The sequence below is a fragment of the Lichenihabitans psoromatis genome (assembly GCF_004323635.1).
Lineage (GTDB): Bacteria > Pseudomonadota > Alphaproteobacteria > Rhizobiales > Beijerinckiaceae > Lichenihabitans > Lichenihabitans psoromatis.
Map to the genome: position 1 here is coordinate 2084866 of NZ_CP036515.1, position 25275 is coordinate 2110140.

Annotated in this window: 23 protein-coding genes and 1 tRNA gene; 9 read left to right on the forward strand and 15 right to left on the reverse strand. The window is 63.3% G+C overall.

Features of this window, described 5'->3' with window-relative positions; translation table 11 throughout:
* Positions 1 to 37: 37 nt before the first annotated feature.
* Positions 38 to 1258, reverse strand: a complete 1221-nt coding sequence (locus tag EY713_RS09685; protein WP_131114603.1) for an NAD(P)/FAD-dependent oxidoreductase — start codon at positions 1256 to 1258, stop codon at positions 38 to 40.
* Between the two features lie 135 nt (positions 1259 to 1393).
* Here EY713_RS09685 and rph point away from each other — a divergent pair, with 135 nt between their 5' ends.
* Positions 1394 to 2113 (forward strand): ribonuclease PH, encoded by a 720-nt coding sequence (rph, locus tag EY713_RS09690; protein WP_131114604.1) that lies wholly within the window; start codon positions 1394 to 1396, stop codon positions 2111 to 2113.
* A 92-nt stretch (positions 2114 to 2205) separates the two neighbouring features.
* Here the strand turns inward: rph and tal are convergent, their stop codons facing one another.
* Complete coding sequence (gene tal, locus EY713_RS09695) at positions 2206 to 3207, reverse strand: transaldolase (protein ID WP_131114605.1); 1002 nt, start codon at positions 3205 to 3207, stop codon at positions 2206 to 2208.
* 265 nt (positions 3208 to 3472) lie between these two features.
* On the opposite strand from tal, the gene EY713_RS09700 reads away from it, so the two are divergent.
* From EY713_RS09700 to purH, 3 genes are all read left to right on the forward strand, one after another.
* Positions 3473 to 3907, forward strand: a complete 435-nt coding sequence (locus EY713_RS09700) for an RbsD/FucU family protein (protein WP_131114606.1) — start codon at positions 3473 to 3475, stop codon at positions 3905 to 3907.
* Between the two features lie 204 nt (positions 3908 to 4111).
* On the forward strand, positions 4112 to 5797 hold the full coding sequence (locus tag EY713_RS09705; protein WP_131114607.1) for a heparinase II/III family protein: 1686 nt from the start codon (positions 4112 to 4114) through the stop codon (positions 5795 to 5797).
* Positions 5798 to 5934: 137 nt separating this feature from the next.
* Positions 5935 to 7524 carry a bifunctional phosphoribosylaminoimidazolecarboxamide formyltransferase/IMP cyclohydrolase gene (gene purH / locus EY713_RS09710; protein WP_131114608.1) on the forward strand — a complete coding sequence of 530 codons (1590 nt, stop codon included), beginning with the start codon at positions 5935 to 5937 and terminating at the stop codon, positions 7522 to 7524.
* A gap of 40 nt (positions 7525 to 7564) precedes the next feature.
* Here purH and phbB read toward each other — a convergent pair whose 3' ends face one another.
* The gene (gene phbB, locus EY713_RS09715; protein WP_131114609.1) at positions 7565 to 8290 is read right to left on the reverse strand and encodes an acetoacetyl-CoA reductase; all 726 of its coding nucleotides are present in this window, start codon (positions 8288 to 8290) and stop codon (positions 7565 to 7567) included.
* A gap of 384 nt (positions 8291 to 8674) precedes the next feature.
* On the opposite strand from phbB, the gene EY713_RS09720 reads away from it, so the two are divergent.
* Positions 8675 to 9103, forward strand: a complete 429-nt coding sequence (locus EY713_RS09720; protein ID WP_131114610.1) for a hypothetical protein — start codon at positions 8675 to 8677, stop codon at positions 9101 to 9103.
* A gap of 23 nt (positions 9104 to 9126) precedes the next feature.
* On the opposite strand, the gene EY713_RS09725 is transcribed toward EY713_RS09720, so the two are convergent.
* The 7 genes from EY713_RS09725 to EY713_RS09755 form a co-directional block, all read right to left on the reverse strand.
* Entirely contained in the window at positions 9127 to 10209 is a 1083-nt protein-coding gene (locus tag EY713_RS09725; RefSeq protein WP_131114611.1) for an ABC transporter ATP-binding protein, read from the reverse strand.
* A 3-nt stretch (positions 10210 to 10212) separates the two neighbouring features.
* The gene (locus EY713_RS09730) at positions 10213 to 11055 is read right to left on the reverse strand and encodes a carbohydrate ABC transporter permease (RefSeq protein WP_131114612.1); all 843 of its coding nucleotides are present in this window, start codon (positions 11053 to 11055) and stop codon (positions 10213 to 10215) included.
* Positions 11056 to 11058: 3 nt separating this feature from the next.
* Positions 11059 to 11991: a carbohydrate ABC transporter permease gene (locus EY713_RS09735; protein WP_131114613.1), complete on the reverse strand. Its 933-nt coding sequence runs from the start codon at positions 11989 to 11991 to the stop codon at positions 11059 to 11061.
* A gap of 28 nt (positions 11992 to 12019) precedes the next feature.
* A complete protein-coding gene (locus tag EY713_RS09740; RefSeq protein WP_131114614.1) occupies positions 12020 to 13282 on the reverse strand; it encodes an ABC transporter substrate-binding protein in 1263 nt (420 codons plus the stop codon).
* Positions 13283 to 13335: 53 nt separating this feature from the next.
* Positions 13336 to 14520, reverse strand: coding sequence for an aminotransferase class I/II-fold pyridoxal phosphate-dependent enzyme (locus EY713_RS09745; protein ID WP_131114615.1), 1185 nt, complete (start codon positions 14518 to 14520; stop codon positions 13336 to 13338).
* Between the two features lie 24 nt (positions 14521 to 14544).
* Entirely contained in the window at positions 14545 to 15246 is a 702-nt protein-coding gene (locus EY713_RS09750) for a FadR/GntR family transcriptional regulator (protein ID WP_165491226.1), read from the reverse strand.
* A gap of 124 nt (positions 15247 to 15370) precedes the next feature.
* On the reverse strand, positions 15371 to 15904 hold the full coding sequence (locus tag EY713_RS09755) for a gamma-glutamylcyclotransferase (RefSeq protein ID WP_131114617.1): 534 nt from the start codon (positions 15902 to 15904) through the stop codon (positions 15371 to 15373).
* A 239-nt stretch (positions 15905 to 16143) separates the two neighbouring features.
* Between EY713_RS09755 and EY713_RS09760 the strand changes: the two genes are divergently transcribed.
* On the forward strand, positions 16144 to 17193 hold the full coding sequence (locus EY713_RS09760) for a DUF2125 domain-containing protein (RefSeq protein ID WP_131114618.1): 1050 nt from the start codon (positions 16144 to 16146) through the stop codon (positions 17191 to 17193).
* Between the two features lie 18 nt (positions 17194 to 17211).
* Here EY713_RS09760 and EY713_RS09765 read toward each other — a convergent pair whose 3' ends face one another.
* From EY713_RS09765 to EY713_RS09775, 3 genes are read right to left on the reverse strand one after another with little or no spacing between them, the layout of a single operon-like run.
* The gene (locus EY713_RS09765; RefSeq protein WP_131114619.1) at positions 17212 to 18165 is read right to left on the reverse strand and encodes a prephenate/arogenate dehydrogenase family protein; all 954 of its coding nucleotides are present in this window, start codon (positions 18163 to 18165) and stop codon (positions 17212 to 17214) included.
* Complete coding sequence (gene hisC / locus EY713_RS09770) at positions 18158 to 19297, reverse strand: histidinol-phosphate transaminase (protein ID WP_131114620.1); 1140 nt, start codon at positions 19295 to 19297, stop codon at positions 18158 to 18160. Before hisC ends, EY713_RS09765 begins: the two co-directional genes overlap by 8 nt.
* Before the next feature lie 26 nt (positions 19298 to 19323).
* Positions 19324 to 20190 (reverse strand): chorismate mutase, encoded by an 867-nt coding sequence (locus tag EY713_RS09775; RefSeq protein ID WP_131119518.1) that lies wholly within the window; start codon positions 20188 to 20190, stop codon positions 19324 to 19326.
* Positions 20191 to 20756: 566 nt separating this feature from the next.
* Here EY713_RS09775 and EY713_RS09780 point away from each other — a divergent pair.
* Positions 20757 to 20978, forward strand: a complete 222-nt coding sequence (locus tag EY713_RS09780) for a hypothetical protein (RefSeq protein WP_131114621.1) — start codon at positions 20757 to 20759, stop codon at positions 20976 to 20978.
* Positions 20979 to 21553: 575 nt separating this feature from the next.
* On the forward strand, positions 21554 to 22048 hold the full coding sequence (locus EY713_RS09785) for a tetratricopeptide repeat protein (RefSeq protein ID WP_165491085.1): 495 nt from the start codon (positions 21554 to 21556) through the stop codon (positions 22046 to 22048).
* Between the two features lie 839 nt (positions 22049 to 22887).
* On the opposite strand, the gene EY713_RS09790 is transcribed toward EY713_RS09785, so the two are convergent.
* Both EY713_RS09790 and EY713_RS09795 read right to left on the reverse strand, forming a co-directional pair.
* A tRNA-Ala gene (locus EY713_RS09790) sits at positions 22888 to 22963 on the reverse strand.
* Positions 22964 to 23138: 175 nt separating this feature from the next.
* A complete protein-coding gene (locus EY713_RS09795) occupies positions 23139 to 23507 on the reverse strand; it encodes a TIGR02300 family protein (protein ID WP_131114623.1) in 369 nt (122 codons plus the stop codon).
* A 370-nt stretch (positions 23508 to 23877) separates the two neighbouring features.
* Here EY713_RS09795 and aroA point away from each other — a divergent pair, with 370 nt between their 5' ends.
* Entirely contained in the window at positions 23878 to 25269 is a 1392-nt protein-coding gene (gene aroA, locus EY713_RS09800; RefSeq protein ID WP_131114624.1) for a 3-phosphoshikimate 1-carboxyvinyltransferase, read from the forward strand.
* The last annotated feature ends 6 nt before the right edge of the window (positions 25270 to 25275 follow it).

The following is a 25275-nucleotide window of genomic DNA, read 5'->3' on the forward strand; positions in this document are numbered from 1 at the left end:
GATTGCTGTCACGTGAGATCGCTCTGTTGACTGCTCTCTACACGATGTGTGCCTCGACCAGCGTCTCGCCTCGGGCGACGCGGCCGGGGTCGAAGCCGGAGAGATCGAGTGTGGTGTAGCGTCCGGCTGCGATGAGTTCGGCGACGCCGCGCCCGACCGCCGGCGATTGCTGCAGGCCGTGGCCCGAAAATCCGGCCGCGAGGATCATATTGTCGAGGCCGGGCAGGGGACCGACAAGCGCGTTGTGATCATGCAGATTCATGTCGTAATGGCCCGCCCAGGCGCGGCCGGGACGGATGCGCTCGAAAGCGGGCACGCGGGCTGCGAGGCCGGGCCAAATCACATCCTCGAACAAGGGCCAGTCGACATCGAAATCCGTCGCCTCCGGATCGCGGTCGGCGCTCGGCTGCACGCCGCAGAGAAAGCCTTGACCTTCCGGCCTGACGTAAAGGCCGGTCGGGTCGATCAGCAACGGACAATTCTCGATCTTATCCTCGGCCACGAAGGTGAAGATGCACCGCTTGCGCGCCTCGATCGGCAGTGGAACGCCGGCCGCGGCCGCAAGATCGCGGGCGCCCACCGCGCCGCCCGCATTCACCAAGGTGCCGCATGCCACGGTGTCGCCGCTCGCCAACGTGACGGCGGTGATCCGTTGGCCCTCCCGCGTGATCGCGACGACGCGGTCCTGCACATAGGTCACGCCGAGCGAGCGGGCTTTTCGCCGAAACGCCTGCATCAATCCATATCCGTCGTACCACCCTTCTCCCGTGCGGCCCCAGGTGCCGGCCGCGAGGTCGTCGGTGGTCAGCCAGGGAAAGCGTCGTTGCAGCGCCTCCGGGTCGAGCAGCAGAATGTCGGCCCCGTCTTCCACTTGACGCCGATGATTGTCTTGCAGAGCGGATGCGCCGGCTGCCGTGGCGAGCGTGAGATAGCCGCCTTCCCTCAGGCCGATGTCGGGTCGCTCTCCCTCCACCTCGAGGATGGTGCCAATGTCGCGCAAGAATTGAATGCCGAACAGCGACGCCCGGATATTGATCGGGCTTGAGAACTGCTGGCGGATGCCGCTCGCCGAGAGCGCGCTGGCGGCGGTCGCGTATGTCGGGTCGCGTTCGACGACGAGAATGCTGCCGGAAAAATCCGCATGGCTCGCAAGGTGGAAGGCGATGGAACTCCCCACGGCAGCCCCGCCGGCGATCACCACATCGAACTTGGTTTGCATAGCCGCGATCCGTTGCACCAGAATAACGACATCCTCCATGCCATGGCGTGCCTGCTTCGCCCAGCCTTCGTGCGACGCCGCACCGGGTCACGCCATAGATTGCGGCAGTGTCCGGGCCGCCTTACAAACGCGCGTTCCGACGTCGCCGACGTCGGGTGATTTGGAGAGCGACAGATGCGGCCGTCAAAACGGACCTTCGATGAATTGCGACCCGTTTCGATGGAACGCCAAGTGGCGCGCTATGCGGAAGGCTCGTGCCTGATCAAGTTCGGAGACACGCATGTGCTCTGCACGGCTTCGCTCGAAGACAAGCCGCCGCCATGGTTGCGCGGCCAGGGTCGCGGCTGGGTGACGGCCGAATATTCCATGTTGCCGCGCGCGACCGCAACGCGCACGCGCCGCGAATCGACGTCCGGCAAGCCCTCCGGCCGCACCCAGGAAATTCAACGCCTGATCGGCCGCAGCTTAAGGGCGGTGGTCGACCTGCAAGGGCTAGGCGAACGGCAGATCACGCTCGATTGCGACGTCATCCAGGCCGACGGCGGCACCCGGACGGCTGCGATCACCGGCGCTTGGGTCGCGCTGCATGATTGTCTTGCCTGGATGCGGAGCCGCAGCATGGTCAAGGAGAGCCCGATTCGCGACCATGTGGCAGCGATCTCATGCGGCATCGTCAAGGGTGAGGCTGTGCTCGATCTCGACTACATCGAGGATTCAAGCGCCGAGACGGATGCGAATTTCGTCATCACCGGGTCGGGCGGCCTGGTCGAGGTGCAGGCGACGGCAGAAGGCTTGCCCTTTTCCAAGGAGCAGCTGAACGCGCTGCTGAGCTTGGCCGAAGGCGGTATCGGGCAACTCGTCGCCCTTCAGAAGCAGGTCATCGGCAAGGCCTGACCCGGCGTTTCGCAGCGCAACCGTTCAGGGAAACGGCCCGGCCTGGATCGTGATCCAGGCCGGGCCGTTCGTGGTTTTGGGACGATGATGTCTTACGAGCCGGAACCGCTGGCCGCCATACGGGCCTCCGGCATCGGATCGACGTCGCTCTCGAGTTGCTTCGATACCATGCCGCGCAACGTATGCAGATCCTTGGTGAAGAGCCGGATGCCTTCGGCCAGCTTGTCGGTCGCCATGGCGTCGTCGTTCATCAGCAGCCTGAACGTCTTTTCGTCCAGGGTCATGCGGGCGGGCGCATCGACGAAGGACGCGTTCGGATCGAGCTTGCGGGTCAGCGTGCCCTGATCCTCACTGAGTTTCTCGAGCCATTGCGGCGCGATGGTCAGGCGGTCGCAGCCGGCAAGCGCTTCGATCTCGTCGAGGTTGCGGAACGATGCGCCCATGACGACCGTCTTGATGCCATGCGCCTTAAAGTAGGCATAGATCTGCCGCACCGACTTGACACCCGGATCGGTCTCGCCCGTGTAGGTCTTGCCTTCCAGCTTGGCGTAGAAATCCATGATGCGGCCGACGAAGGGCGACACCAGAAAGACATTCGAATCCGCGCAGGCGGCAGCCTGAGCTAGCGAAAACAGCAGCGTCAGATTGCAGTCGATCCCCTCGGCCTGCAGGACCTTGGCGGCCTGAATGCCTTCCCAAGTCGACGCGAGCTTGATGAGAATGCGGTCCCGCCCGATGCCGCGGCTTTCGTAATCGGCGATGAACGCGTGGGCTTTCTCGATTAAGGCGTCTTTGTCGAAGGAGAGGTCGGCATCGACTTCGGTCGACACGCGGCCGGGGACGATCTTGGTCAATTCCGTGCCGAAACTCACAGCGAGCCGATCGCAGATCTGGCTGGCGACCGCATTGTGGCTCCGACCCCAGACAATGCCTTCCTTGATGATCTCGGCGCCGGCGGGGCTCTGAGCGGCCTTGAGGATCAGGCTCGGATTTGTGGTGCAATCGGTCGGGTGAAACTTGCGGACGGCTTCGAGGTCGCCCGTATCGGCCACCACGGTCGTCATCGTCTTCAATTGATCGAGCTTGGAGGGCATATGATTCTCCTATTCGTGAACCGCGCCGGACGCGCGCGATGTCGGCGCCGCAAGGCGCAGGCGTAGCCTCAGGCCGGGTGGGCGCGCCCGCCCACACACCTTTCGTCCAGGTTCATTGTCAGAGCCGCGAAGTTGGTTCAAGTTCGCCCCAAATCGCGCGTCCCAGGCGGGATGATCGCAGATCCCCGCGACGTCTCGTCCCACCTGGCGAGCTTATCAGATCAACACGCGCCGGTCGCCGGAAGATCGCGCAAGGAGACAGAAGATGCTCAAAGGCCTTGATCCGTTGCTGTCGCCCAACCTGTTGCATGCGTTGCGGGCCATGGGCCATGGCGACGATATCGTGATCGTCGATGCGAATTACCCAGCCGAGGCCTCGGGGCGGCCTGTCCATCGCCTCGATGGCCATTCCGCGACGGCGGTGCTCGATGCCATCCTATCGGTGCTGCCGCTCGATACCTTCGTGCCGGATCCGGCGATCGTCATGGAGGTCGTGGGCAACCCGGACGCCGAGGAACCGATTTTCGGTGAATTTCGCGCCGCCATCGACAAGCATGAGGGAAGCGGGTTTCTGCTCGGCAAGATCGAACGCTTCGCCTTTTATGCCCGCGCGCGCGCAGCTTTCGCTTTGGTCGCGACGGGCGAGCGGCGCCTCTATGGCAATATCATCCTGAAAAAAGGTGTGATTCGTCAGCAATAAGCAGCCGGCCCCAGCGCGTCAGAGGCGAGGCGGCATCGTTGCCTCGCGACCGAACGCGACATGGTTAACGTAACCTCAACTAGTTCGGACCGATCCTGAGTCTATACAGGCGCGGACCGTCTTGATTCGGCTCACGATCGAGGACCGGCTTTTCATACGAACATTGGAGACCCGGCGCTGAACCGTTCACTCGTCTCAGAGCGTTTGAGGTTCGCCGCCTTCGTCGTGCTCCAGATCCTGGGCGCCGGTTGGCATCGAGCGCTCGCGCCCTTGCTTTGGCTTCTCGACCGCCCGAGTCGCAGCCCGACGCGCCTGCTCATCGCCCCGCAGGACATCCATACGGCTGATCCAACCGTCGCGAGCGATATCTATGCGGGATATTTTTCGTTCGGCGGCAAGATCATCAACGCCCACGGCCAATCACCCTTCGACATCGAACCGCCATCGGTGGGATGGGACGAGACGCTGCATGGCTTTGGATGGCTGCGGCACATGCGTGCAGCCGATACGTCGCTGGCGCGAGCCAATGCGCGGGCTCTGGTCGAGGACTGGATGAGCCATGGCCAGCGCGGGCGCCTCGCGTGGGAACCCCGCGTCGTGGCGCGCCGGCTTCTGTCCTGGCTGAGCCAGTCCCCCGTGATCCTCGATGGAGCCGACGGTCCGTTCTACCGCCGATTGATGAAGAGCCTCGGGCGGCAGACCGCCTTTTTGCAACGCCGTATGAACAACGGCCTCGTCGGCGAAAGCCGGCTTTGGGCGGCGCTCTCGCTGGCCGAAATGGGCATCTGCGCCGATGGACTGCCAACCCTTCAAAGGCTCGGCTCGCGCATGCTGCTCGAGGAATTGGGCCGGCAGATCCTGACCGACGGGGGACATGTCAGCCGAAATCCTCAGGTTCTCGGCGATCTCCTGCTCGATCTCTTGCCTCTCCGCCAAGCCTATGCGGCACGCGGCGCCGAGGTGCCGGTCGCGCTCCTGAACGCCATCGATCGCATGATGCCGATGCTGCGGATGTTTCGGCATCCGGATGGCTCGCTCGCCTTGTTCAACGGCATGGGCGTCACCCGGCCCGAAACTCTGGCGACCGTGCTGGCCTATGACGACGCCCATGCGATGCCGCTCGGCAATGCACCGTATTCCGGGTACCAGCGCGTCGAAGCAGGCGAGGCTGTGCTGATCTGCGACATGGGCCGTCCGCCGCCGCCGATCTTTTCGAAGCGGTCGCATGCCGGAACCTTGTCGTTCGAGCTCTCGGTCGGTGGACAGCGGCTCGTGGTCAATTGTGGAAGTCCGGATCCGGATCGCCGCGATCTGTCTCAGGCCGCGCGCGTCACCGCAGCGCATTCGACGCTAACGCTCGCGGATATGTCGTCGAGCCGGTTTGCCGGATCGCACGGCTGGGTCCGGGCGCTCGACGGGATGGTGTTCGCGCCGCCGCAGGCCGTCACCGTCGCTCGCTCCGACGTGGCGGAGGGCGTCTGGCTCGATGCGCTGCACGATGGTTATGCGCGGCTCGGCTTCGCTCATCGGCGCCAGATGTGGCTGTCGCATGCGGGCACCCGGCTGTCCGGCCAGGATCACCTCGTGCCCATCGCGGGCCGACCGGATGCGGCGGCTTTGCCGTTCGCGGTCCGCTTCCATTTGCATCCCCTCGTCCGCGCCGCTTTCGCGGCCGATGGCACGACGATCACGATCGGCATGCCGAATGGCGACGAATGGCTGTTCGAGGCGGGCGGTCTCGCGATCGAGATCGAGGAGAGCATCTTCTTCGCGAGCGCCGAGGGGCCTCGCCGCACGGAGCAACTCGTCGTGCAAGGCGAGACCGCGACGCTGAGGCAGGTGGCTTGGTCGTTCACGCAGCGGCTCGAGACGCCACCACCGGAGCTTTGACGACGGCCCTCTGGTGCGCGCCGACCGATCCATGATAGATCGCGCGCTTGCAGCCTGACATGACTGCTGGATTTTGACGGCAGCGGCGTCGATCGCCTGATGAGGCGGCTCTGCCAGTGGTTCAAGAATTGGAACGCATGGCCAACACTCGTCCCATCACGCGGGCTCTCCTTTCTGTTTCGGATAAGACCGGACTCGCCGATTTTGCCGCGGCGCTCCATGCGCGAGGCATCGAGCTCGTTTCGACCGGAGGAACCCGGAAGGAGCTTCTCGGTCACGGCTTGCCGGTTCGCGACGTCGCGGATCTGACTGGCTTCCCCGAGCTGATGGATGGCCGCCTGAAGACGCTGCACCCGAACGTGCATGGCGGACTTCTGGCGATCCGCGAGAACCCCGCTCACGAGGCCGCGATGCTGGCCCATGACATCGCGCCGATCGATCTTCTCGTGGTCAACCTTTACCCGTTTGAGGAGTCCGTCGCGACAGGCGGCACCTTCGAGGATTGTATCGAAACCATCGACATCGGCGGCCCGGCCATGATCCGCGGCGCCTCGAAAAATCATGGCGACGTCGCCGTGCTGGTCGATGTGGCCGATTACGCCAAGCTGATCGAGCAGCTCGACGCCTATGCGGGCGGCACGAGCCCCGAGTTTCGTCGCTGGCTGGCCCAGAAGGCCTTTGCCCGAACCGCAAGCTACGACGCCGCGATCTCGAACTGGTTTTCCCGGTCGTTGGCCGGCAACGTCCCGACCTATCGCGCGCTCGGCGGGACGTTGGCCGAGAGCCTGCGCTACGGCGAAAACCCACATCAGTCGGCCGCCTTCTACAGAACGGCCGAGCAACGAATCGGGGTCGCAACGGCGCGACAAGTGCAAGGCAAGCCGCTGTCCTACAATAATCTCGGCGATACGGATGCGGCTTTCGAGCTCGTGGCTGAATTCGATCCGGGCGTGAGTGCCGCGGTGGCGATTATCAAACATGCCAACCCGTGCGGCAGCGCGGAAGCCACGACGCTCGCCGAAGCCTATCGCCTGGCGCTTCGCTGCGATCCCGTATCGGCATTCGGGGGCATCGTGGCCCTGAATCGGCCACTCGACGCGGAAGCCGCGACCGAGATCGTCAAGATCTTCACCGAAGTCATCATCGCACCCGAAGCCAGTACCGAAGCGATCGCGATCGTGGCCGCGAAGAAGAACCTGCGTCTCCTCCTCACCGGCGGTCTGCCCGACCCCCATGCGCCGGGCAGCATGGTCCGCACGGTCGCGGGCGGGTTCCTGGTGCAGGACCGCGATGCGGCCGATGTCGATACGATGGACTTGCGTGTCGTGACCAAACGAGCCCCGAGCGAGGCGGAATTGGCCGATCTGAAATTCGCCTATCGGATCTGCAAACATGTGAAGTCGAACGCCATCGTTTACGCCAAGGCGGGCGCGACGGTGGGGATCGGCGCGGGCCAGATGAGCCGCGTCGACTCGGCCCGCATCGCGGCATGGAAATCAGGCGAGGCCGCAAAGGCCGCAGGTTTGAGCGACCCGCTGACGCATGGCGCTGTTCTGGCCTCCGACGCCTTCTTTCCCTTCGCGGACGGTATCGACGCTGCCATTCAGGCGGGCGCGACAGCCATCATTCAGCCCGGCGGATCGGTGCGCGACGACGAAGTCATCGCGGCGGCCGACGCGGCCGGCCTCGCGATGGTGTTCACAGGCATTCGCCACTTCAAGCATTGAAGAGGTTCGGCGACCGCCGAACCGCACGCGGGTTCGGCCATCAGACCATATGCTGGCCGCCGTTGATCGTCAGGGTCGAACCGGTGACGAAGCTGGCGTCCTCCGACGCAAGATAGGCAACAGCCTTGGCGACCTCGTCGGGGAGACCGAGGCGGCCCATCGGGATCTGCGGAAGCACACGCTTCTTCAGAACCTCGGGGTCGATCGCCTGCACCATCTCGGTCGCGATATAACCGGGGCAGATGGCGTTGACCGTGATGTTCTTGCTCGCGCTTTCGAGCGCCAGGGATTTGACGAAGCCGATATCGCCGGCTTTCGCGGACGAATAATTGACCTGGCCGAGTTGGCCTTTCTGACCGTTGATCGACGAGATCACGATGACGCGGCCCCAGGCGCGCGCCCGCATACCTTCGATCAACGGGCGCGTCATGTTGAACAGGCTGTGAAGGTTGGTGTCGAGCACAAGGCTCCACTGGTCCTTCGTCATTTTATGGAAGAAGCCGTCTCGCGTGATGCCCGCGTTGTTGACGAGCACGTCAATGGGACCGATCTCGCTCTCGACCTGACGCACGCCGCGCTCGCAGGCCTCGAAGTCGGTCACGTCCCATTTGAAAACCGGAATACCCGTCTCGTGCCGAAAGGCCGCCGCGGCCTCGTCATTTCCCGCATAGGTCGCGGCGACACTCAGGCCCTTGTCCTTCAAGCATCGTGAAATGGCGCCGCCGATGCCGCGCGTTCCGCCCGTGACCAATGCCACACGTGCCATGTGCGCCCTCCTTGTTCGGCTCCGGATCGACCGGAGACCTTCGTGTCGACGCTAGCCGGAGCATCGTTGACGTTTCACGACAATGCCCTGCCGCCCCGCTTCCGAAAAGCTGATTTTTCTTGGATGGTGCAGTCCTCGATCGCAACGTTGCGCCACGTCCCGCGAGTTATCACCAGCCTTGCGCGAGTGATCGGTCATGTTCCTCTTTTGATCAAGATCTATGTTGACGTTTATGGCCTGTTCTGTTCTTAATTTGTTCTAATCGAGGGGGGCGGACCAATGATCGGGACGAATCAGAGCCGACAGGCCGGGCAGAGATACGAAGCAGGTCCGATCGGTAGCCAGACTGGGACTGTCAGGCGATTGTTTCACGCGACGCCCGGCATGGCGTATCAACCCGCTGCGTGGGATGGCGACGACCTGGCCGCGACCCTGGGGGGCTCTGACGCACCCTTGCTCGGATTGGCGGGCAGTAGCGTGGCGGATCGTTTTCGCTCGTGGACCGGTCGCTCGGGGAAGCGTTATGTCTTTTCGGTGTTTCGGCTCGACGACACCGCTCGATTTGCGGATTGGTTGCCGACCGATGGTGGAGCGGTCGTCATCGCGGCGCGGCGTGATAGGGCCTCGACGCTGACACCGCTTTTCATCGAATCGACCGGACGGTGCCCGCAGGCTTTCGCCCGAAGCGAGCACATTAGGGCGTTACTGTCGAAAGGCGGATGCGAAATCCACGTCCATCTCTTGGCCAGCAACGCGACGGAGCGCCAGGCGATCGTCGCTGATCTTCGACGCAGCGCTCCACAGGCGCGGTAGGCCCATAATCGGCGCCTGCGACGTCAAGCCCGAAGACGATCGCCGGTCGCGGGTGAGAACAGTAAGACATCCGCGGGTTTGACCGTCAGCCCCACCGTGTCACCCACCGTGAGGGTCAGTCGATCCGTGGTGAAGAGTTTGAGGGCCTGACCCCCGATCAGGAGATGCACCACCATGCCGAGTCCGGTCGGCTCGACGAGATCGATTGTCGCCTCGGTGCCGTTTGGGCTTCCGGGCGCCACGAGGGTGATCCGCTCGGGTCGAAGCCCGACCGTGACGATGGCATCGGCCGGGAGTGCCGCTGGCCGTGCGATGTCGCATAATTTGGCCTCGCCGATCGTGATCGTGACGCCGCCTCCCGCCGGCACGGCTGTCGCTTGGACAAAGTTCATGGCAGGCGAGCCGATGAAGCCGGCCACGAAGATGTTGGTCGGATCGTTGTAGAGGTCCGCCGGCGGGCCGATCTGCTGGGCGACGCCATCGTTCATGGCCACGATCCTGTCGGCCATCGTCATCGCCTCGATCTGGTCATGCGTCACATAGATCGACGTCGCCCCGAGGTCGCGATGCAGCTTGCGGATTTCGTAGCGCATCTGTTCTCGCAGGCGCGCGTCGAGGTTCGACAGCGGCTCGTCGAACAGGAACGCCTTCGGATCACGGACGATGGCGCGGCCCATGGCGACGCGCTGGCGTTGCCCGCCCGAGAGCGCGCGTGGCTTGCGGTCGATCAGGGGCCCGAGACCAAGCTTGCGGCTGGCGCCGTCGACCGCCGTGGCAATGCGTTCCTTGGCGACGCGGCGCAGCTTAAGGCTGAAGCTCATATTGTCCCGCACGGTCATGTGCGGATAGAGCGCATAGGATTGAAACACCATGGCGATGTCGCGGTCCTTCGGCGGGAGGTCGTTGACGATCGTGTCGCCGATCCGGATTTCGCCATCGGTGATATCTTCAAGTCCGGCGATTAGGCGCAGCAGGGTGGATTTTCCGCAGCCCGAGGGGCCGACCAGAACCACGAACTCACCATTCTGAATGTCGAGATCGATGCCGCGTAGAACCGGAACGTCGCCATAGCTCTTTCGCACAGCGTTGATGGAGATCGACGCCATGGATCAGCCTTTCACGGCGCCGGCCGTCAGGCCCTGCACCAGATACCGTTGGATGAGGAAAAAGAAGCCGCAGACCGGGATGAGAGCCAGGACGCCGGCCGCCATCATCTGCCCGAAATCGACCGAGAACTTCGACACGAAAGCCAGCAGGCCGACCGGGAAGGTGCTGGCGGCGTTGGATGAGTTCAACATCAGCGCAAAGAGCAATTCGCTCCAGGCCGCCGTGAAGACGAAGCCGATCGTGGCCGCGAGACCCGGGAGCGTCAGCGGCAGGATGATTTTGCAGAGCGCTTCGAAGCGCGTCGCGCCATCGATCATGGCGGCTTCCTCGAGGTCCTTCGGGATACCGTCGAAGAAGCTCTGCATCAGGAAGCTGGCAAACGGCACGTTGAAGGCCGTGTAGACGATGATCAGGCCGGTGAGGCTATTGGTCAGCCCAAGCGGGGCCAACAGGCGGAAGATCGGCGCGACGATCATGACCAGCGGAAACATCTGTGTGACCAGCATGATGCCGACGATCCAGAACTTGCCGCGAAACTGGAACCTCGAGAAGCCGTAACCGGCCCCAGCCGCAATCAGCGTCGAGATCACGGCCGTGCAACCCGAGACGATGACGCTGTTGCGGAAGAACAGCGGAAATTGCGTGTGTTGCAGCACCGACACGTAATGGTCGAGGGTCGTGCGGGACGGCCACATGCGAACGCCCTCGCTGTACAGCAGGTCGTTGGGCGTGATCGAGACCTTCAGCAGCCAGAACAGCGGAAACAGCGCAAAAGCCAGGAAGGCCGCCAGCATGGCATAGTGAAAGACCCAGTAGGAGGTGCGGCGGAGGCTATAGGCTCGCATGGGCTAGTTCCGCGCCATGAGGGTCTGCCGCAGCACCACCAGGGCAAACGCATAGGCGAGCAGAAGCACGAGCAACACGGCCGCGATCGCCGACGCGTAACCGAAATCGAGCCGCTGAAACGCCTGGGTGAAGATGTAGCTTGAGAGAATCTGGGTGGAATCGGCCGGGCCGCCTTTCGTCATGACGACGATCAAATCGGCGAAATTGGCGACCCACACGGTCCGGAGCAGAACCGTAATTGCGATCGTGGGTGCGAGGAACGGCAAGGTGATGCTGCGGAACCGCTCGAACGGCCCCGCGCCGTCGATCGCCGCGGCTTCGTAGATATCCTTCGGGATCGCCTGCAACGCGGCCAGTAGCGTGATGGCGAAAAACGGAATGCCCCACCAGACATTGGCGACGATCGGACCCCAGATGGCGTGATTTGGGTCGGACAGGATGTTGTCGGGCGCGGACATGAGCCCGACGTCATGCATCCAATAGGGGAGCGGCCCGACCACGGGGTTGAACAGCCAGGCCCAATTCAGGCCGGATAAGAAGCTCGGGACCGCCCAGGGGAGGAAGACAAGCGCCTGGATCAGCGAGCGACCCGGAAATGGCCGGTCGAGCAGCATCGCGAGGATCAGGCCCAGACCGAACTGCAAGACGACGGATGTCACGGTCCACGTCACGGTATTGTGAAGGGCGTTCCAGAAGCTCGCATCCGCATAGATCTCGCGAAAATGATCGAGCCCCACGAAGCCGCCGCTGAACGGATCCAGCAGCGTGATGTCGCGAAACGCGTAGGACAGCCCGATCACCAGCGGCACAAGCATGATGATGGTGATCAGGAACACCGACGGAATCGTGTAGAGATAGGGCTCCGCCGCAAGCGCCATCCGGCGGAGAAGGGGGCGGCGACGCCTCGTCGTCGCACCCGTCGTGATCGTTGTCATCGTGGCTTGCCGCTGCGGATCGTCACGATCACGGCGCGCTCATCTGTTTCTGCTTCGCCTTGGTCAGATAGGCGGCCCATTGCGTGTTCATCTGCTCGGCCGTGATCTGGCCGAGCAACGCCTGCTGGCTGGTCTTCACCGCGAGCGAGTCGGCGAAGAAAGCGAAGCCCGGGAGGTTGGTCGGCATGATGGTCGGCACCTCGTCCTTGTCGGCAAGTTCGGCAAACCAGCCTTTGAACTGATCGCCCGAATAGAACGGGTCTTTGGCGGCGGCCGTATAGACCGGCAGGGCGCCCGTGCGTTTGTTCCAGGCCAAGTTTCCGACCGGGCCGTCGAGCGCTTGGATCAACTTCCAGGAGAGGTCCTTGTGTTCGCTGCTCGAGAACATCGACCAGCCCGTATAGCCAAGGGTCGGGAAGGCCTTGCCGGCGGGGCCCTTCGGCATCGGGGTAACGCCGAAGTCGTCCGGCTTCATGCGCTCGGCGACGGCGATCAACGCGTCGGGGTCCTGGTCCAGCATCGCGCAGGTGCCGGAGTAGAAGCCGGCCACGATTTCATTGAAGCCCCAGTTGACGCTGTCTTTCGGGGCGAGGCCGTCCTTATAAAGATCGATCAACCAGGCCGAGCCTTTGACCCAGTCGGGATCACTGAGCGTGGAGGTGCCGTCCGGTTTGAAAAAGTCGTTGTTACCGGCCATCGTGGCGCCGAACATCATCCATCCGTTCAGGCCACCCGGCCCGCCGCGAAGGCAGTAGCCGGACTTGCCCGGGATAGCCGAGATCTTTTTCGCTGCGTCGCGGAATTCGTCCATCGTCTTCGGCGGCTCGGCGATGCCGGCCTGCTTGAACAAGACCTTGTTGTAGAACATGGCCCGCAGATAGAAGCCGTAGGGGAGCATATAGGCTTTCTTGTCGACCGCGCGGGCCACCTCGAGCGCGCGTTCGTTGAGGCCGGCCGTCTCGCTCCAGGTCGCGAGATACGGATCGAGGTTTTCGAGCTTGCCGTTCCCGGCATAGAGCGACAGCCATCGATCGGGCATTTCGACGACATCGGGCGAGTCCCCGGCCGACACCATGGTGGCGAATTTTTCGAAGGCCGAGCTCCAGGCCAGCGAGGTGATCTCGACGTGAGTGCCGGGGTTGGCCTTCTCGAACGTATCGACCAAACCCTTGAGGGTCTCGGTCCTTTCCGGGCTCGTCAGGACCTCGACCAGCTTGATCGTGGTGTCGGCATAAGCATGCGATCCGAGCAACAGGCAGGCGGTGGCGGTCAACAGCAGGCGTTTCAACATCGTGGTCTCCCTCGCGTTCGGTGCGTCGACGGCGTCGAGGCCGCCGACGGGGTTCAGTGACGTGCCTCGTTCAAGGCTCTGGTCAGGTCGTCCCAGAGCGCATCGGTACCTTCAAGCCCGACATGCAGGCGGATCATCCGGTCGGACACACCGAAATCGAGAGCCGAATTCGGGCCGGCGGCTTGCACCCGGGTGATCAGTGCCGGCACGACGAGACTCTCATGCCCACCCCAACTGACGCCAAGCTGAAACAGGTGAAGCGCGTCGCAGAAAGCCGGGATGTCGATCGTGTCGTCGACCACGAAGGAGAACAGGCCGGAGGTTCCGGTCAGCCCCGGCGGTAGCGGGCCCGCAAGCGCCGGATGGTGCATCGCCGTCACGTTCTTGTGGTCGGAGAGGCGCTGCGCCAAGGTCATGGCGGAAGCTTCGTGCGCCTTGAGGCGAGCCGGCAACGTGCGAAGGCCGCGCAGCAACAGCCACGCCTCGAAGGGCGCAAGTTTTGCGCCGATGTAGGGGCAGATCGTGCGGCGGATGTGGGACACGAGCTCGGCACGACCCGCGACGACACCCGCGACCGTGTCGCTGTGGCCGCCGATATATTTGGAGGCCGAGTGAATCACGAGATCGACCCCGAGCGTCACCGGCTGCTGAAACAGCGGCGTCGCATAGGAATTGTCGATCATGCTCATCGCGCCGTGCTGGCGGGCAAGCGCCGCCAAAGCGCCGACGTCATGGGCTTCCATGGTCCAACTGGTGGGGCTTTCGAGGTAGAGCAGCTTGGCGCCCGGCAACGCCGCCGCGACTGCCGCATGGTCGGCGCCATCGACATAGTTGGTCGTGACGCCCCAGTCTTTCAGCAGCGTCTCGAACAGCCGATAAGCGTCGGGATAGACATGGCGCACGCTGACGATCCGGTCGCCCGGCTTGACGAAGGCCAGAACGGCGCCCGAAATCGCCGCCATGCCGCTTGGAAATCCGATCGCGTCATCGGTCGCTTCGAGCGCGGCGATCTTCTGCTCGAACAGCGTGACAGTGGGGTTCGTGGTGCGGGAATAGACGTTGCGGCTCTTCTTGCCCGCATAAGTGTCGGACATCTCCTGAAAGCTCGAGAAGGTGAAGAGCGAGGTCTGCACGATCGCCGGCACCACGGCGTCGAAAGCGTGAGGCTCGTCATGCGCCAGGATGAGGCGGGCACGCGCCAGAACGTCGGCGCCGGTGGATCGGTCGGATGTGCTCATAGCAAACGTCTCACGGGAACTCGCTCATTGCGACATGGCCTTGATGTCTTCCTCGACGATCGCCAAAATCGCGATCGTCTTGTCGCGGGCCAGGGCGGTGTTTCGGCTGCGGATCGCGTCGAATAATTCGCGGTGGAACGGAAAGGAGCGGCGCGCGAAATCGGGCCGATCGAACGGTTTTTCGAAAAAATGCTCGAACGCCTCGCGGATTTGCTCAAGCAACTGGCGGAACAAGGGGTTGTGGGTCGCGTCGTAAATCGCGAGGTGGAAGGCGAGGTCCTCCCGGCCGGCGGTTCCCTTGTCGAAATGGACACGTTCCATCTCGATGAGCTTCTGCTCCATAGCGGCGATATCGGCGTCTCCGGCGCGGCAGGCTGCCACAGCACTGGCTTCGACCTCGAGACCGCGCCGCACTTCGAGCGTTTGCAACAGGCGATCGCGCAATGCGCCCGTGTCGATCGTCATCGGAAACGACACGCTGCCGGCCGTAAGGGCGCGCAGCAGATAGGTACCGCTCCCCTTACGGGATTCGACGATGCCGCGTGCCTGAAACTGCCGGATCACCTCGCGCACCGTCGACCGTCCGACCGCGAGTGCTTCCATCAAGGCCCGCTCGGTGGGAAGGCGGTCGCCTGGTCGTAGCGCCGACCGCACGATGAAATCCGCCAGAGCGCGCGAGACGCTCTCCGCCCGATCGAGCGCGGGCAGAGGCGTCAAGGTCGCAATCGCGGACTCATGGGCGCGGGCAGCGTGCAAGCAAACATCCGGGCGTGGAAAAAAGAGATCGGTTCAGACGTCAAAATTGGTCTGATGTCTGATTGAATGTGTCTGTCGCAATCCTGTCAAGGTTTTAGTTCTCGCGATCGATCGCCGCGACGATCCAAGCGAGATTGGCGTCCTGCAGTCCCATCTGCTGCAAATGCAGATGGGTGTTCCGCACATAGTCGGCGTTCGGACCAGCGCTTCCGGCGCACTGTCGGATCCGGGTCGCCATCTGTTCGCGCGGCAGCTTGCCGGCATATTGGACATGCGCGCGATCGGCCACATAGGTGACCGCCGACACACGGCTGCCATTCTCGAGCAGCATCGGAGCCTGCACTTCCCGATAGACGCCGGTCACAAGTTCGCGTGTCCGCACGGCATCGAGGGTCGCGGCCCGATGTGTCTCGGCGATGCGAAACCCAATGCCGACACACGAGCCGCCTCGGTCGAGCCCCAGGACAAGCCCGGGATTGGCGGGCGTGCCGCGATAAAGGTGAGAAAAGATGCAGAGGCTGCGGTGGTAGCCGGAAAGCCGCGCCTTCTGCCTCTCGACGAAGTCGAAATCCGGCCGCCACATCAGCGACCCATAGGCAAAGATCCAGAGATCGTCGATATCCACCATGCCTCCGCCTCGCCGCTGTTTCGCCCGATCGGCTTCGTAACAGCTTCGCGAGCCTTCTCCAGCACCCTTGCCGCACATGCTGGCGCGCCAGTGGATTCCCTCTGATGCCATCCTGCTTTATGGGGTGGGATCCGCACGTCGAGCCGACGCAAGTCGATGGGCGTGGCGCTGCGGCACGGCAGAGCAGAACCAGCAGGGTGGCCGACCGCCGGTCTGCCGCAAGACGAAAGAGCGTTTGAATGTCCGCACCACAGAATGGCGTTCGGCAGCGGCGGTCGCGGACGATCCCGATTGCGATCGCAAGCGTTGTCGGCGTCGTTGCGATCTGGTCGGGATTGTGGGGCCTGGCCGCCAACAGGGCAGGGGCGGCTTTCGACGATTGGCTTGCACAGCAGGCTCATGCGGGGCGCCAGTGGACCTGTCCTGATCGCCATATCGGCGGCTACCCGTTCGCCTTGCGGATCCGATGCGACAAGCCGACGTTTCAAGGCGAGATCGCGGGTCGTCAAAGTACCGGTAACGTCGAGGGTCTTCTGGCACGCCTCGGGCTCGATGCACCCCGGACCATTCGGGTCGACCTCATGGGCCCGATGCATCTCCGGGCCGATAATGGCGATTACGATTTGATGGTGTCGTGGGCGGGGCTTCGGGTCGCCGCCTCCGGGTTGCCGGATATGCCGCGCGGCGGCGAGATCGAAGCGACCCGCCTCGCCGTGACGCTGAGCCAACCCGATGCGGCCGATCTCAATGCACGGGCGGCGCAACTGTCGGCTCTGGCGACGCCGAATGTATCCGACGCGGCGGACGCGGATTTCGACGTCAAGGCGCTCGGTGTCGGCCTACCGACCCTCGACGGGTTCACGGGCGGCAACGATCTGATCGAAGCCTCGCTGAATGGAACATTGACGCATGCAGACCTGCTCAGTGCACCGACCGTCGCACGCTTGGAAGCGTGGCGACAGGCCGATGGGCAGTTGCAGGTCACCGGTTTGAGTGTGAGGAAAGGCGATTTCGTGGGTCAGGCCAGTGGTGTGCTGGCCCTGGACGAGGCTCATCGCACGACCGGCAAACTCGACACGGCGCTGACGGGCTTCGAGCCGATCGCCGAGCGCTTCGGACTACCAATCTCGAGCGTGAAGCTTGGCGGTCTCCTGTCGAGCCTGCTCGGCGGCAAGAAGGCGCAGACACCGCAAGCCGGCAATGCCCTCCGCCTGCCAGTCATCTTCTCCGGCGGGCGGCTTCGTCTCGGTCCGATCGCGCTGCCGGTGCGGCTCGACCCGATCTACTGATCGGCCCGCGTCGCCGGATCACGCTTTGGCGGCGGGATCGCTCGTGGGTCCGCGTCGCCCGAAATCCGGAGCTTGCGTTTCTTGTCCTTGCGCGATGATGCCGCGCCGGATCGCCCGTGTTCGCGTGAACAGATCGAAGAGACCGTCGCCGTCGCCCCAGCGCACCATCTTGGCAAGCGCCGCAAGATCCTCGTTAAAGCGGCCGAGCATTTCCAGCACGGCCTCTTTGTTGTGGAGGAACACGTCGCGCCACATGGTGGGATCCGAGGAGGCGATGCGAGTGAAGTCACGGAAGCCGCCAGCCGAAAATTTCATGACCTCGGATTGAGTCACGGCTTCGAGATGGGCTGCCGTCCCGACGATGTTATAGGCGATGAGATGCGGCACGTGGCTGGTGATGGCGAGGACCAGATCATGGTGGGTCGGCGTCATGGTTTCGACATTGGACCCAAACGCGCGCCACAATGCCGTGACCGCTTCCACAGCAGCGTCGCTCGACCGGTCGCAGGGCGTCAGGATGCACCAGCGGTTCTCGAACAAAACCGCAAAGCCGGCGTCCGGCCCTGAATATTCCGTGCCGGCGACCGGATGGGCCGGCACCAGCCAGACACCTTCGGCGAGATGCGGCGACAGTGCCTCGACGACGGCGTTCTTGACCGAGCCGACGTCGCTGACGATCGCTCCCGGTTTGAGGGAAGCCCCGATTTCGGCTGCGACATCGCCCATGACGCCGACCGGAACGCAGAGGATCACGAGGTCGGCCTCCGCAACCGCCTCGGCCGCAGATTGGGTCACGACATCGGCGAAGCCGAGGTCGCGGACGCGCCGACAGACAGCCTCGTCGCGATCACCCGCCACCACGATCGACGCGGCGCCATAATGTTTGGCCGCGCGGGCGATCGAAGAGCCGATCAGCCCCATGCCGATGATCGCGACACGCTCGAACAGGGGTGCCGACAAAGCGTCAGCCATGCGCAGATTCGCCCTGGCGCGCTGCCTGTCCCAGAAACTCCCGAAGCGTGTCGACCACGAGCCGGTTGGCGTCTTCGGGGCCGACCGTCAGCCGCAGGCAATCCGGCAGGCCGTAAGCGCCGACCGCGCGCAGGATCAATCCGCGGCTAGACAAGAACGCATCGGCCTCGGCCGCGGTGTGACCCGGCTCACGCGGGAAATGCAACAGCAGGAAGTTACCGGCGCTGGGCGAGACTTTCAGTCCGAGCTCTCCCAACCGATCGGTCAACCAGCCGCGCCAAAGGTCGTTATGCGCGACCGCTTTGTCGACATGCGCGGTATCCTGAATGGCCGCGATGCCGGCCTCAATCGCCGGCCCGTTCAGGTTGAAGGGGCTGCGAATGCGGTTGATCGCATCACAGATCGACTCCGGTCCATAAAGCCACCCGATTCGCAGGCTCGCCAATCCGTAGATCTTTGAAAAGGTGCGGGTCATGACGACGTTCTCGAACGTCGAGACGAGCTCCATGCCGGACGAGTAATCGTTCTGCCGTGCATATTCGGCATAGGCCGCGTCGAGCACCAGCATGACGTGGGGAGGCAGCGCTGCATGCAGCCGCTTGACCTCGTCGAACGACAGATATGTCCCGGTCGGATTATTGGGATTGGCCAGGAACACGATCGTCGTGCTCGGGGTGACGCAGGCGAGGATCGCATCGACATCGGCCGTGCAATCGCTCTCACGGGCCACGACGACCGTGCCGCCCGCCGCCTTGACCACGATCGTATAGACCACGAAGCCGTGCTCGGTGACGATCGCCTCGCGTCCGGGGCCGACATAGGCCTGCGCCAGCAGATGCAGCAGATCGTCCGAGCCGCAGCCGCAGACGATGCGGGCGGGATCGAGACCGTATCGAGCCGCGATGGCCTGCCGCAGCCGTGTCGCTGCCCCGTCCGGGTAAAGCTCGAGACGACCGACGCTCTGCTGATAGGCCTCGATCGCGGCTGGCGATGGCCCGAGCGGCGTTTCGTTCGCGGAGAGCTTATGGACCTTGCCGCCGCTGGTTCCGGCGCTCTTGCCCGGAACATAAATCGCGATGTCGAGGATGTGCGGGAGCGGGGTCGGGCGCACGGCGGCAACAGGATTTGACATGGATCAGCAGCTCTTCAGCGAGAATGTCAGGACGGAAAGATGAAAGAGGCCGGAAGCGGTTGCGTATCGTAATCGAAGCGAGCGGCATGGCTTCCAATTTCGGCGATCCTGGCCTCTCCGACAATGGGACGCAGCGTATCGGCGAGCGTGTCGGGCGGCAGTGCTCCGGGTGTCGCGACCAACAGCACCAGACCGATCCGATCTCCGACGTTTCCAATGATCGAACCGCCGATCGCCCCGATCGCGGCCGGTAGCCCATCGCGCCAGCGCTCGACCGATACCGAGTGGAGCACGACATCGCGAACGGCCGCGACGCTGGTCGAGCGGGCGATGACGAATACGGGGAGCCCCGCCGGATGATCGCTGCGTTCGACGAACGGAAGCCGCGCGATGACTTTCGGGGCGTCGGGTTCGGTGAGGCGTGCCCACCACGCGCCGCCCGAGGCTTCCGCGTCGATGCCGATCATGCCGAGGTCGCCATTGGCCCGATTGACCGCCTCGATGACGCCCGTCGCGCCGAGATGGGGCACAAGCGGCACCGTGAAGCCGAAGTGGAACCGCGCCGAGTCACGCATCGCCGCATCGCCGGCCGCCATGTCGGCATGCACCGAATAAGCCGCCTGGACGAATGTGAAGGTTGCGATGATGACGCGCCAGATGCTCTCGACCGTGTCGAGCGGCAACGGGCCACGATGTCGCTCGGCGATGCGCCGCATCATCTCGGCCTCGCGGCCCGGACGAAACGCCGATCCGCCGCCCTGCCTGGACTTGACGGCGATCAGACGTTCGATGATGCCGCCGCGCTCGATCAGAAGATTGTGCATGGCCGCATCGATGCGGTCGATATCGACGCGCAATTCGTTGAGGACGTCGGCCGGGCTTTGTTCGGTCATGATCAGACAGGCGAAGGCGGCCCAGGCCCTGTGCCCGTGCCTGATGGATGTGTATCTAGTCGGCTCGCGCCGGCTTGGCAAAGTTTGACATTGCTGGGCGCACGGGGCTGCCAGAGGGAGGCTCGCGACGGGCTGCACCGCCACAAATGAAAAGGGGCCGCCCGTTAGAGCAGCCCCTCGACATTGTTCGGCTCGGGTACGAACCGTAGGCGACTAAGCGATCTCAGCTTTCACCGAGAAATCGATCGTCCAGGCTCGGGTACCAAGCATGAAACAATGAGACACTGGATCACCTCCTTTCGCTAGATCAAAGACATAGGAAGGATACCGATTCAGAGATCAGGCGCAAGCGCCTTTTATGACAGCCACGCGTCATCCACAGATCCTGGTCGATGCGTGATATTCTTGCACCGTCAAAGCGGTGCGACGCCACCACATGTGCGTTCGAAAGTCAGCCTGTTCGCAGCAAGACCGTGGCCACAATGTAACCTTGTTGCTCATCGCGCGTAACTGTCAGGTCAGGTGGGTTCGAGCCGAACGCGCCGACATGCTTTGTGGAGGCAGTTTTGACCAAGACCAAGAGCCTGATTTGTGCGTGCACCATCCTGATCGCATCGCTCGGTGCGGCTGCGGCTCCCGCCAGCGCCGAAATGATGCACCACCATGGCATGATGCATCATCGCGGCATGATGATGCATCACGAGCGGATGATGCACCACCATGGCATGATGCATCATCGCGGCATGATGATGCATGACCGTCGCATGATGCGTCACCACGCAATGTGATGATTTAAAACGCGAATCCTTCCGGGATGGTCAATCCGCCCGGGAGGAGTCTCCCAACACGGTCCAGGCCGGCACCGAGCCCGCGATTTGAGGTCGAACCCCTTCCCGCCGTCGAGCCGCTGACCAGATCGAGAAAAAGTCGCTGTGGTAGCACCAGCCTCTTCACGAGCGGCGGCCAGCGATCTCCGCCCAGGGATCTTGCTCGGCGGACCCGCTGAGGTCCATGCCCGATCCTTCAACCACCCGCAGTCGCATCATCGACAAAAATAGTCGTTCTGGATGGGCGGCTATCCAACTCGCGGTCGAGTATGGCGGCCCTTGCGGGGTGTAGACACAGCGCCCTGCCGTAGCGACATCATTAAACGTCATTGCAACCTCACGTTGCGTGAAGGGGTGCCTTGATCACCCTCGATACTTGACAGTCGATTGCCCGATGGCCCATCCCGCTTGGGAAGCATGTGGCGTTGTCTTAAAGGTCGATCGTGCACGTCATCTTGAAACGCTTAGCATCGATGGCGGCCAGAGCGGTTGTCGCAGCGTCGACGTCGACGAAAAATTCGGCTTCCCTGATCGCTTTGGCTAATGGCTTCCGAGATGCGGGAGCGACAGAAAAAGCGGCGGAGCTCTATGGTTCCGTTCTCCAACTTCTTCCGGAGCGGAACGACATCCGCCTGCAATACGGCAATATGTCGAAAGACAGCGGTGAGCTCTGCGAGGCCGAGGCGGCTTATCGGCAGATCATTGTGAGCGATCCGCAGGATGCCGAAGCCCATCTTCAACTCGGCCATGCCTATAAGCTGATGGGGCGTCGCGGCCTGGCGTTGGACTCATATCGATCCGCCGTCGCGGCCGATCCGACGTTATTTGCGGCCGCGAACGAACTTGAGGCTGCGGGCGAGAGGGCACAGCAGGCCCGCTTATTCGACGCGCAACTCCGCGCTGGCGCGCTCGATCCGTTGCTGTGCGAACGTCCACTCGTTCAGGTCGCTGCTGCTGAGCACCCCGACGCGCTAAGTGGACTTTGGGATGAAGTTGGGCTATTTCAGTCGCCAACCGGAGACTTCGCCTGACGTTGATGGATTTCCTACCGCCGGCAGGGCGTCGTCCGGCCTTGGGGGAAACTGGTTTTCGTAATCGAACTCTTTCCGAACGTCGCGCAAGCTCGTCTCGCGTGCAGGATGCTCGGCGAAGGAGACGAACTCGTTGCCGAGTAGGAGCATGTCTATATCCTGCGCCGTGGAGACCGCTGGCGAGTCTCGCTGACGATCGCGGATAGTGAAATGGTCGCATGTACGAAAGGCGCGCAACTTCGTTCCGAGAATGCTTTCACCCTTCAGAAGGCCATCCCGACCAACGCTTTCGGAAGTCTCAAGCGTTTCGGACGGCAGCTATCGCCCACCTCGATCCTGAAACCCGCCTGACGAGGCTCGCTGCCTTTTTCCTCACCCTGCGCCAAGCGCAGATGGGATAATCGGCAAGGTCGTGGCGTTGTTCGACTTCACGCAACATCACCTCAGCCTCGTCGGCTTCCGCCAGAACTGTTGTCCGCTCAGACGGGCTCCTATCGCCGGCATACCCGTGAGCAAGGGAATCAGTTACACCCAGAACCGACCGCGACGTGGACGGGCGTTGCGGGCAGGTTGTAGCCGTGCCGGTCGTCAACGTACCCGGTGTAGAGCCGAGTAGAGAAGATCGTTTTCAAGTTGTTGGTGGGGAAGGGCAACCGCTCATCGCGTGCATCAACCCCTTCGGTCGCCACCCGCAAACCGCGTCGGCTTCCTAGATCGTGGCGGCAACTCGCATGTCCCGTGCTGATCGTACAAGGTTTCGTGCAAACAGCATCACAGAAACTGCTCTGAAAACTAGGGCTTCAACGATCATAACGGTTGATCAATCGGTGGGGGAAAGCTGGTGGAGCCAGACGGAATCGAACCGACGACCTCTTCAATGCCATTGAAGCGCTCTCCCAACTGAGCTATGGCCCCACGTTCCGCGCCAACGCTGCTTGGGAGCAACGATCCTGTCGATGGCAGGACGGTCGGATCGAATATGATCGGAACCGAAGCCTGCCGCCGTTCAGCGGAGCGGCTGTATAGACTTGATTCGGTGCCTTTCACAAGCCCCGGAGGTGCACTTTTTTGCACCCCGGGTCGGTCACCCTCAGGCTTCCTCGTCGTCCTCGATATCGCCGTCGATAAGATCGGCCACATCGTCGTTTTCTTCTTCTTCCTCTTCGAGGAATGTGTCGTCCGCGGGGACATCATCGACCTCGATGTCATCCTCGGCGGCCGCTTCGACCTTTTCGCCGGCTTCCACGTCTTCCAGCGACACGATCTCGGCGCCTGCGGCTTCCGCCTCGACATCGCCTTCATCGCGCGCGGCGGGTGCGGCTCTCGCCACCCGCGCCACAGGAAGAGCCTGGAACACCGTCCCGCAATTCGGGCAGACGATCGGATCCTTGTTCAGATCGAAAAATTTAGTGCTGCAGTTTTGACACTGGCGCTTGGCGCCAAGTTCCGGTTTTGCCACGTTCAAGAAATCCTTAGGCGACGCCGGGGACGGGACGCGTCCGTTTTGATCGAGCGCACCCCGTTAGTCGGCTCCGACACGCCTGTCAAATGCGAAGTGTTCCCGGCGACGGGCCATGCCAGGCCTGGACGAGCCCACACGAGAACTTTGCGGGTCGCGATCGATCGATCGAAACCGCTGCTTGGCTTGTGGATGACAGCTCTGACGCCCCATGTTACGAGCGCAGTGGTCCGTCGAGCGTCGCCTCGCACGCGGCCGTCTGTCTCATGCCGGCCTTCGCACAGCCTTGCCAGGGTGTGTCGGTGCGGTTCGTCTTTCACGCGATGCTCGATCAGTGATCCAGCGTCGGACTATTAGGACCGGGTAGCACGTGGCGTCGGAACAATCGCAGGATGGTGGAGCGAGCAACGGGGGCGGCACGGCCGCTCATGGGCAGAACCCGCGTCCTTTGACGGCCCGCAAGAGCGTCGCCTTACGCGGGCGCTTCAAACCGCCGGGCGATAAGTCGATCTCGCACCGTTGCTTCATCTTCGGGCTCCTCAGCGTGGGAACGACGCAGATCACCGGTCTGCTCGAGGGCGACGACGTGATGCGGACCGGCGAGGCCTGCAAAGCGCTCGGCGCGCGAATCGAGCGACACGGACCGGGACAGTGGACGGTCGATGGTGTCGGCATCGGCTCGTTGCTCCCCCCGCGCGAGACGCTGGATTTCGGCAATGCGGGGACGGGGTCGCGTCTCATGATGGGCGTCGTCGGGGGTGGCGGCGTTAGCGCCGTGTTCGATGGCGATGCCAGCCTGCGGAAACGGCCAATGCGGCGGATCCTCGATCCGCTGGAACAGATGGGAGCCGAGGTTCTCCACCAGGGGGAGGGTGGCCGTTGCCCCATCACCCTGAAGGGAACATCGGAGCCGCTGCCGATCACCTATCAGACGCCCGTCGCCTCGGCGCAGATCAAGTCGGCCATTCTGCTGGCCGGCCTGAACGCGCGGGGCACCACCACGGTGATCGAAGCAGAGGCAACGCGTGATCACACGGAGAAGATGCTGACGCATTTCGGCGCCGACATTCGTGTCGAGCCTTTCGGCGAGACCGGTCGCCGGATCACGCTTGCGGGGCGCCCCGCGTTGCGGCCCTCGCCGATCGCGGTTCCGGCTGACCCGTCGTCGGCCGCTTTTGCGCTCGTGGCGGCCCTGATCGTGCCGGGCTCCGATATCCTGCTCGAAGGCGTGATGATGAACCCGTTGCGAACGGGGCTGATCACGACCCTGATCGAAATGGGCGGATCGATCGACATTCTCGATCAGCGGATCGAAGGGGGCGAGACGGTGGCGGATCTCCGCATTCGTGCGTCCGACCTCACGGGCGTCGATGTGCCGGCCCCACGCGCGCCCTCGATGATCGACGAATATCCGGTCCTTGCGGTCGCGGCGGCCTTTGCCAGGGGTACGACGCGGATGCGCGGGCTGCATGAGTTGCGGGTCAAGGAATCCGATCGGCTGGCCGCGGTCGCGGCGGGGCTTGGCGAAGTCGGCGTGTCGTATCAGATCGAGGGCGACGATCTCCTGGTTGAGGGCGGCGAGGGGTGTGTGCGTGGCGGCGGCACCATCGCGACCCATCTCGATCACCGCATTGCCATGAGCTTCCTCTGTCTCGGGCTCGCGGCCGAGACGCCTGTCACGATCGACGACGAAACCATGATCGCGACCAGCTTTCCGACCTTCAAGTCCAGCATGACGATGCTTGGCGCGGTCTTCGCGTGACGGCCC

Excerpts from the sequence above, each read along its gene's own strand:
- EY713_RS09685 (WP_131114603.1), bottom strand. The coding sequence starts at position 1,258 with ATGGAGGATGTCGTTATTCTGGTGCAACGGATCGCGGCTATGCAAACC.
- rph (WP_131114604.1), top strand. The coding sequence starts at position 1,394 with ATGCGGCCGTCAAAACGGACCTTCGATGAATTGCGACCCGTTTCGATG.
- tal (WP_131114605.1), bottom strand. The coding sequence starts at position 3,207 with ATGCCCTCCAAGCTCGATCAATTGAAGACGATGACGACCGTGGTGGCC.
- EY713_RS09700 (WP_131114606.1), top strand. The coding sequence starts at position 3,473 with ATGCTCAAAGGCCTTGATCCGTTGCTGTCGCCCAACCTGTTGCATGCG.
- purH (WP_131114608.1), top strand. The coding sequence starts at position 5,935 with ATGGCCAACACTCGTCCCATCACGCGGGCTCTCCTTTCTGTTTCGGAT.
- phbB (WP_131114609.1), bottom strand. The coding sequence starts at position 8,290 with ATGGCACGTGTGGCATTGGTCACGGGCGGAACGCGCGGCATCGGCGGC.
- EY713_RS09720 (WP_131114610.1), top strand. The coding sequence starts at position 8,675 with ATGGCGTATCAACCCGCTGCGTGGGATGGCGACGACCTGGCCGCGACC.
- EY713_RS09725 (WP_131114611.1), bottom strand. The coding sequence starts at position 10,209 with ATGGCGTCGATCTCCATCAACGCTGTGCGAAAGAGCTATGGCGACGTT.
- EY713_RS09730 (WP_131114612.1), bottom strand. The coding sequence starts at position 11,055 with ATGCGAGCCTATAGCCTCCGCCGCACCTCCTACTGGGTCTTTCACTAT.
- EY713_RS09735 (WP_131114613.1), bottom strand. The coding sequence starts at position 11,991 with ATGACAACGATCACGACGGGTGCGACGACGAGGCGTCGCCGCCCCCTT.
- EY713_RS09740 (WP_131114614.1), bottom strand. The coding sequence starts at position 13,282 with ATGTTGAAACGCCTGCTGTTGACCGCCACCGCCTGCCTGTTGCTCGGA.
- EY713_RS09745 (WP_131114615.1), bottom strand. The coding sequence starts at position 14,520 with ATGAGCACATCCGACCGATCCACCGGCGCCGACGTTCTGGCGCGTGCC.
- EY713_RS09755 (WP_131114617.1), bottom strand. The coding sequence starts at position 15,904 with ATGGTGGATATCGACGATCTCTGGATCTTTGCCTATGGGTCGCTGATG.
- EY713_RS09760 (WP_131114618.1), top strand. The coding sequence starts at position 16,144 with ATGTCCGCACCACAGAATGGCGTTCGGCAGCGGCGGTCGCGGACGATC.
- EY713_RS09765 (WP_131114619.1), bottom strand. The coding sequence starts at position 18,165 with ATGGCTGACGCTTTGTCGGCACCCCTGTTCGAGCGTGTCGCGATCATC.
- hisC (WP_131114620.1), bottom strand. The coding sequence starts at position 19,297 with ATGTCAAATCCTGTTGCCGCCGTGCGCCCGACCCCGCTCCCGCACATC.
- EY713_RS09775 (WP_131119518.1), bottom strand. The coding sequence starts at position 20,190 with ATGACCGAACAAAGCCCGGCCGACGTCCTCAACGAATTGCGCGTCGAT.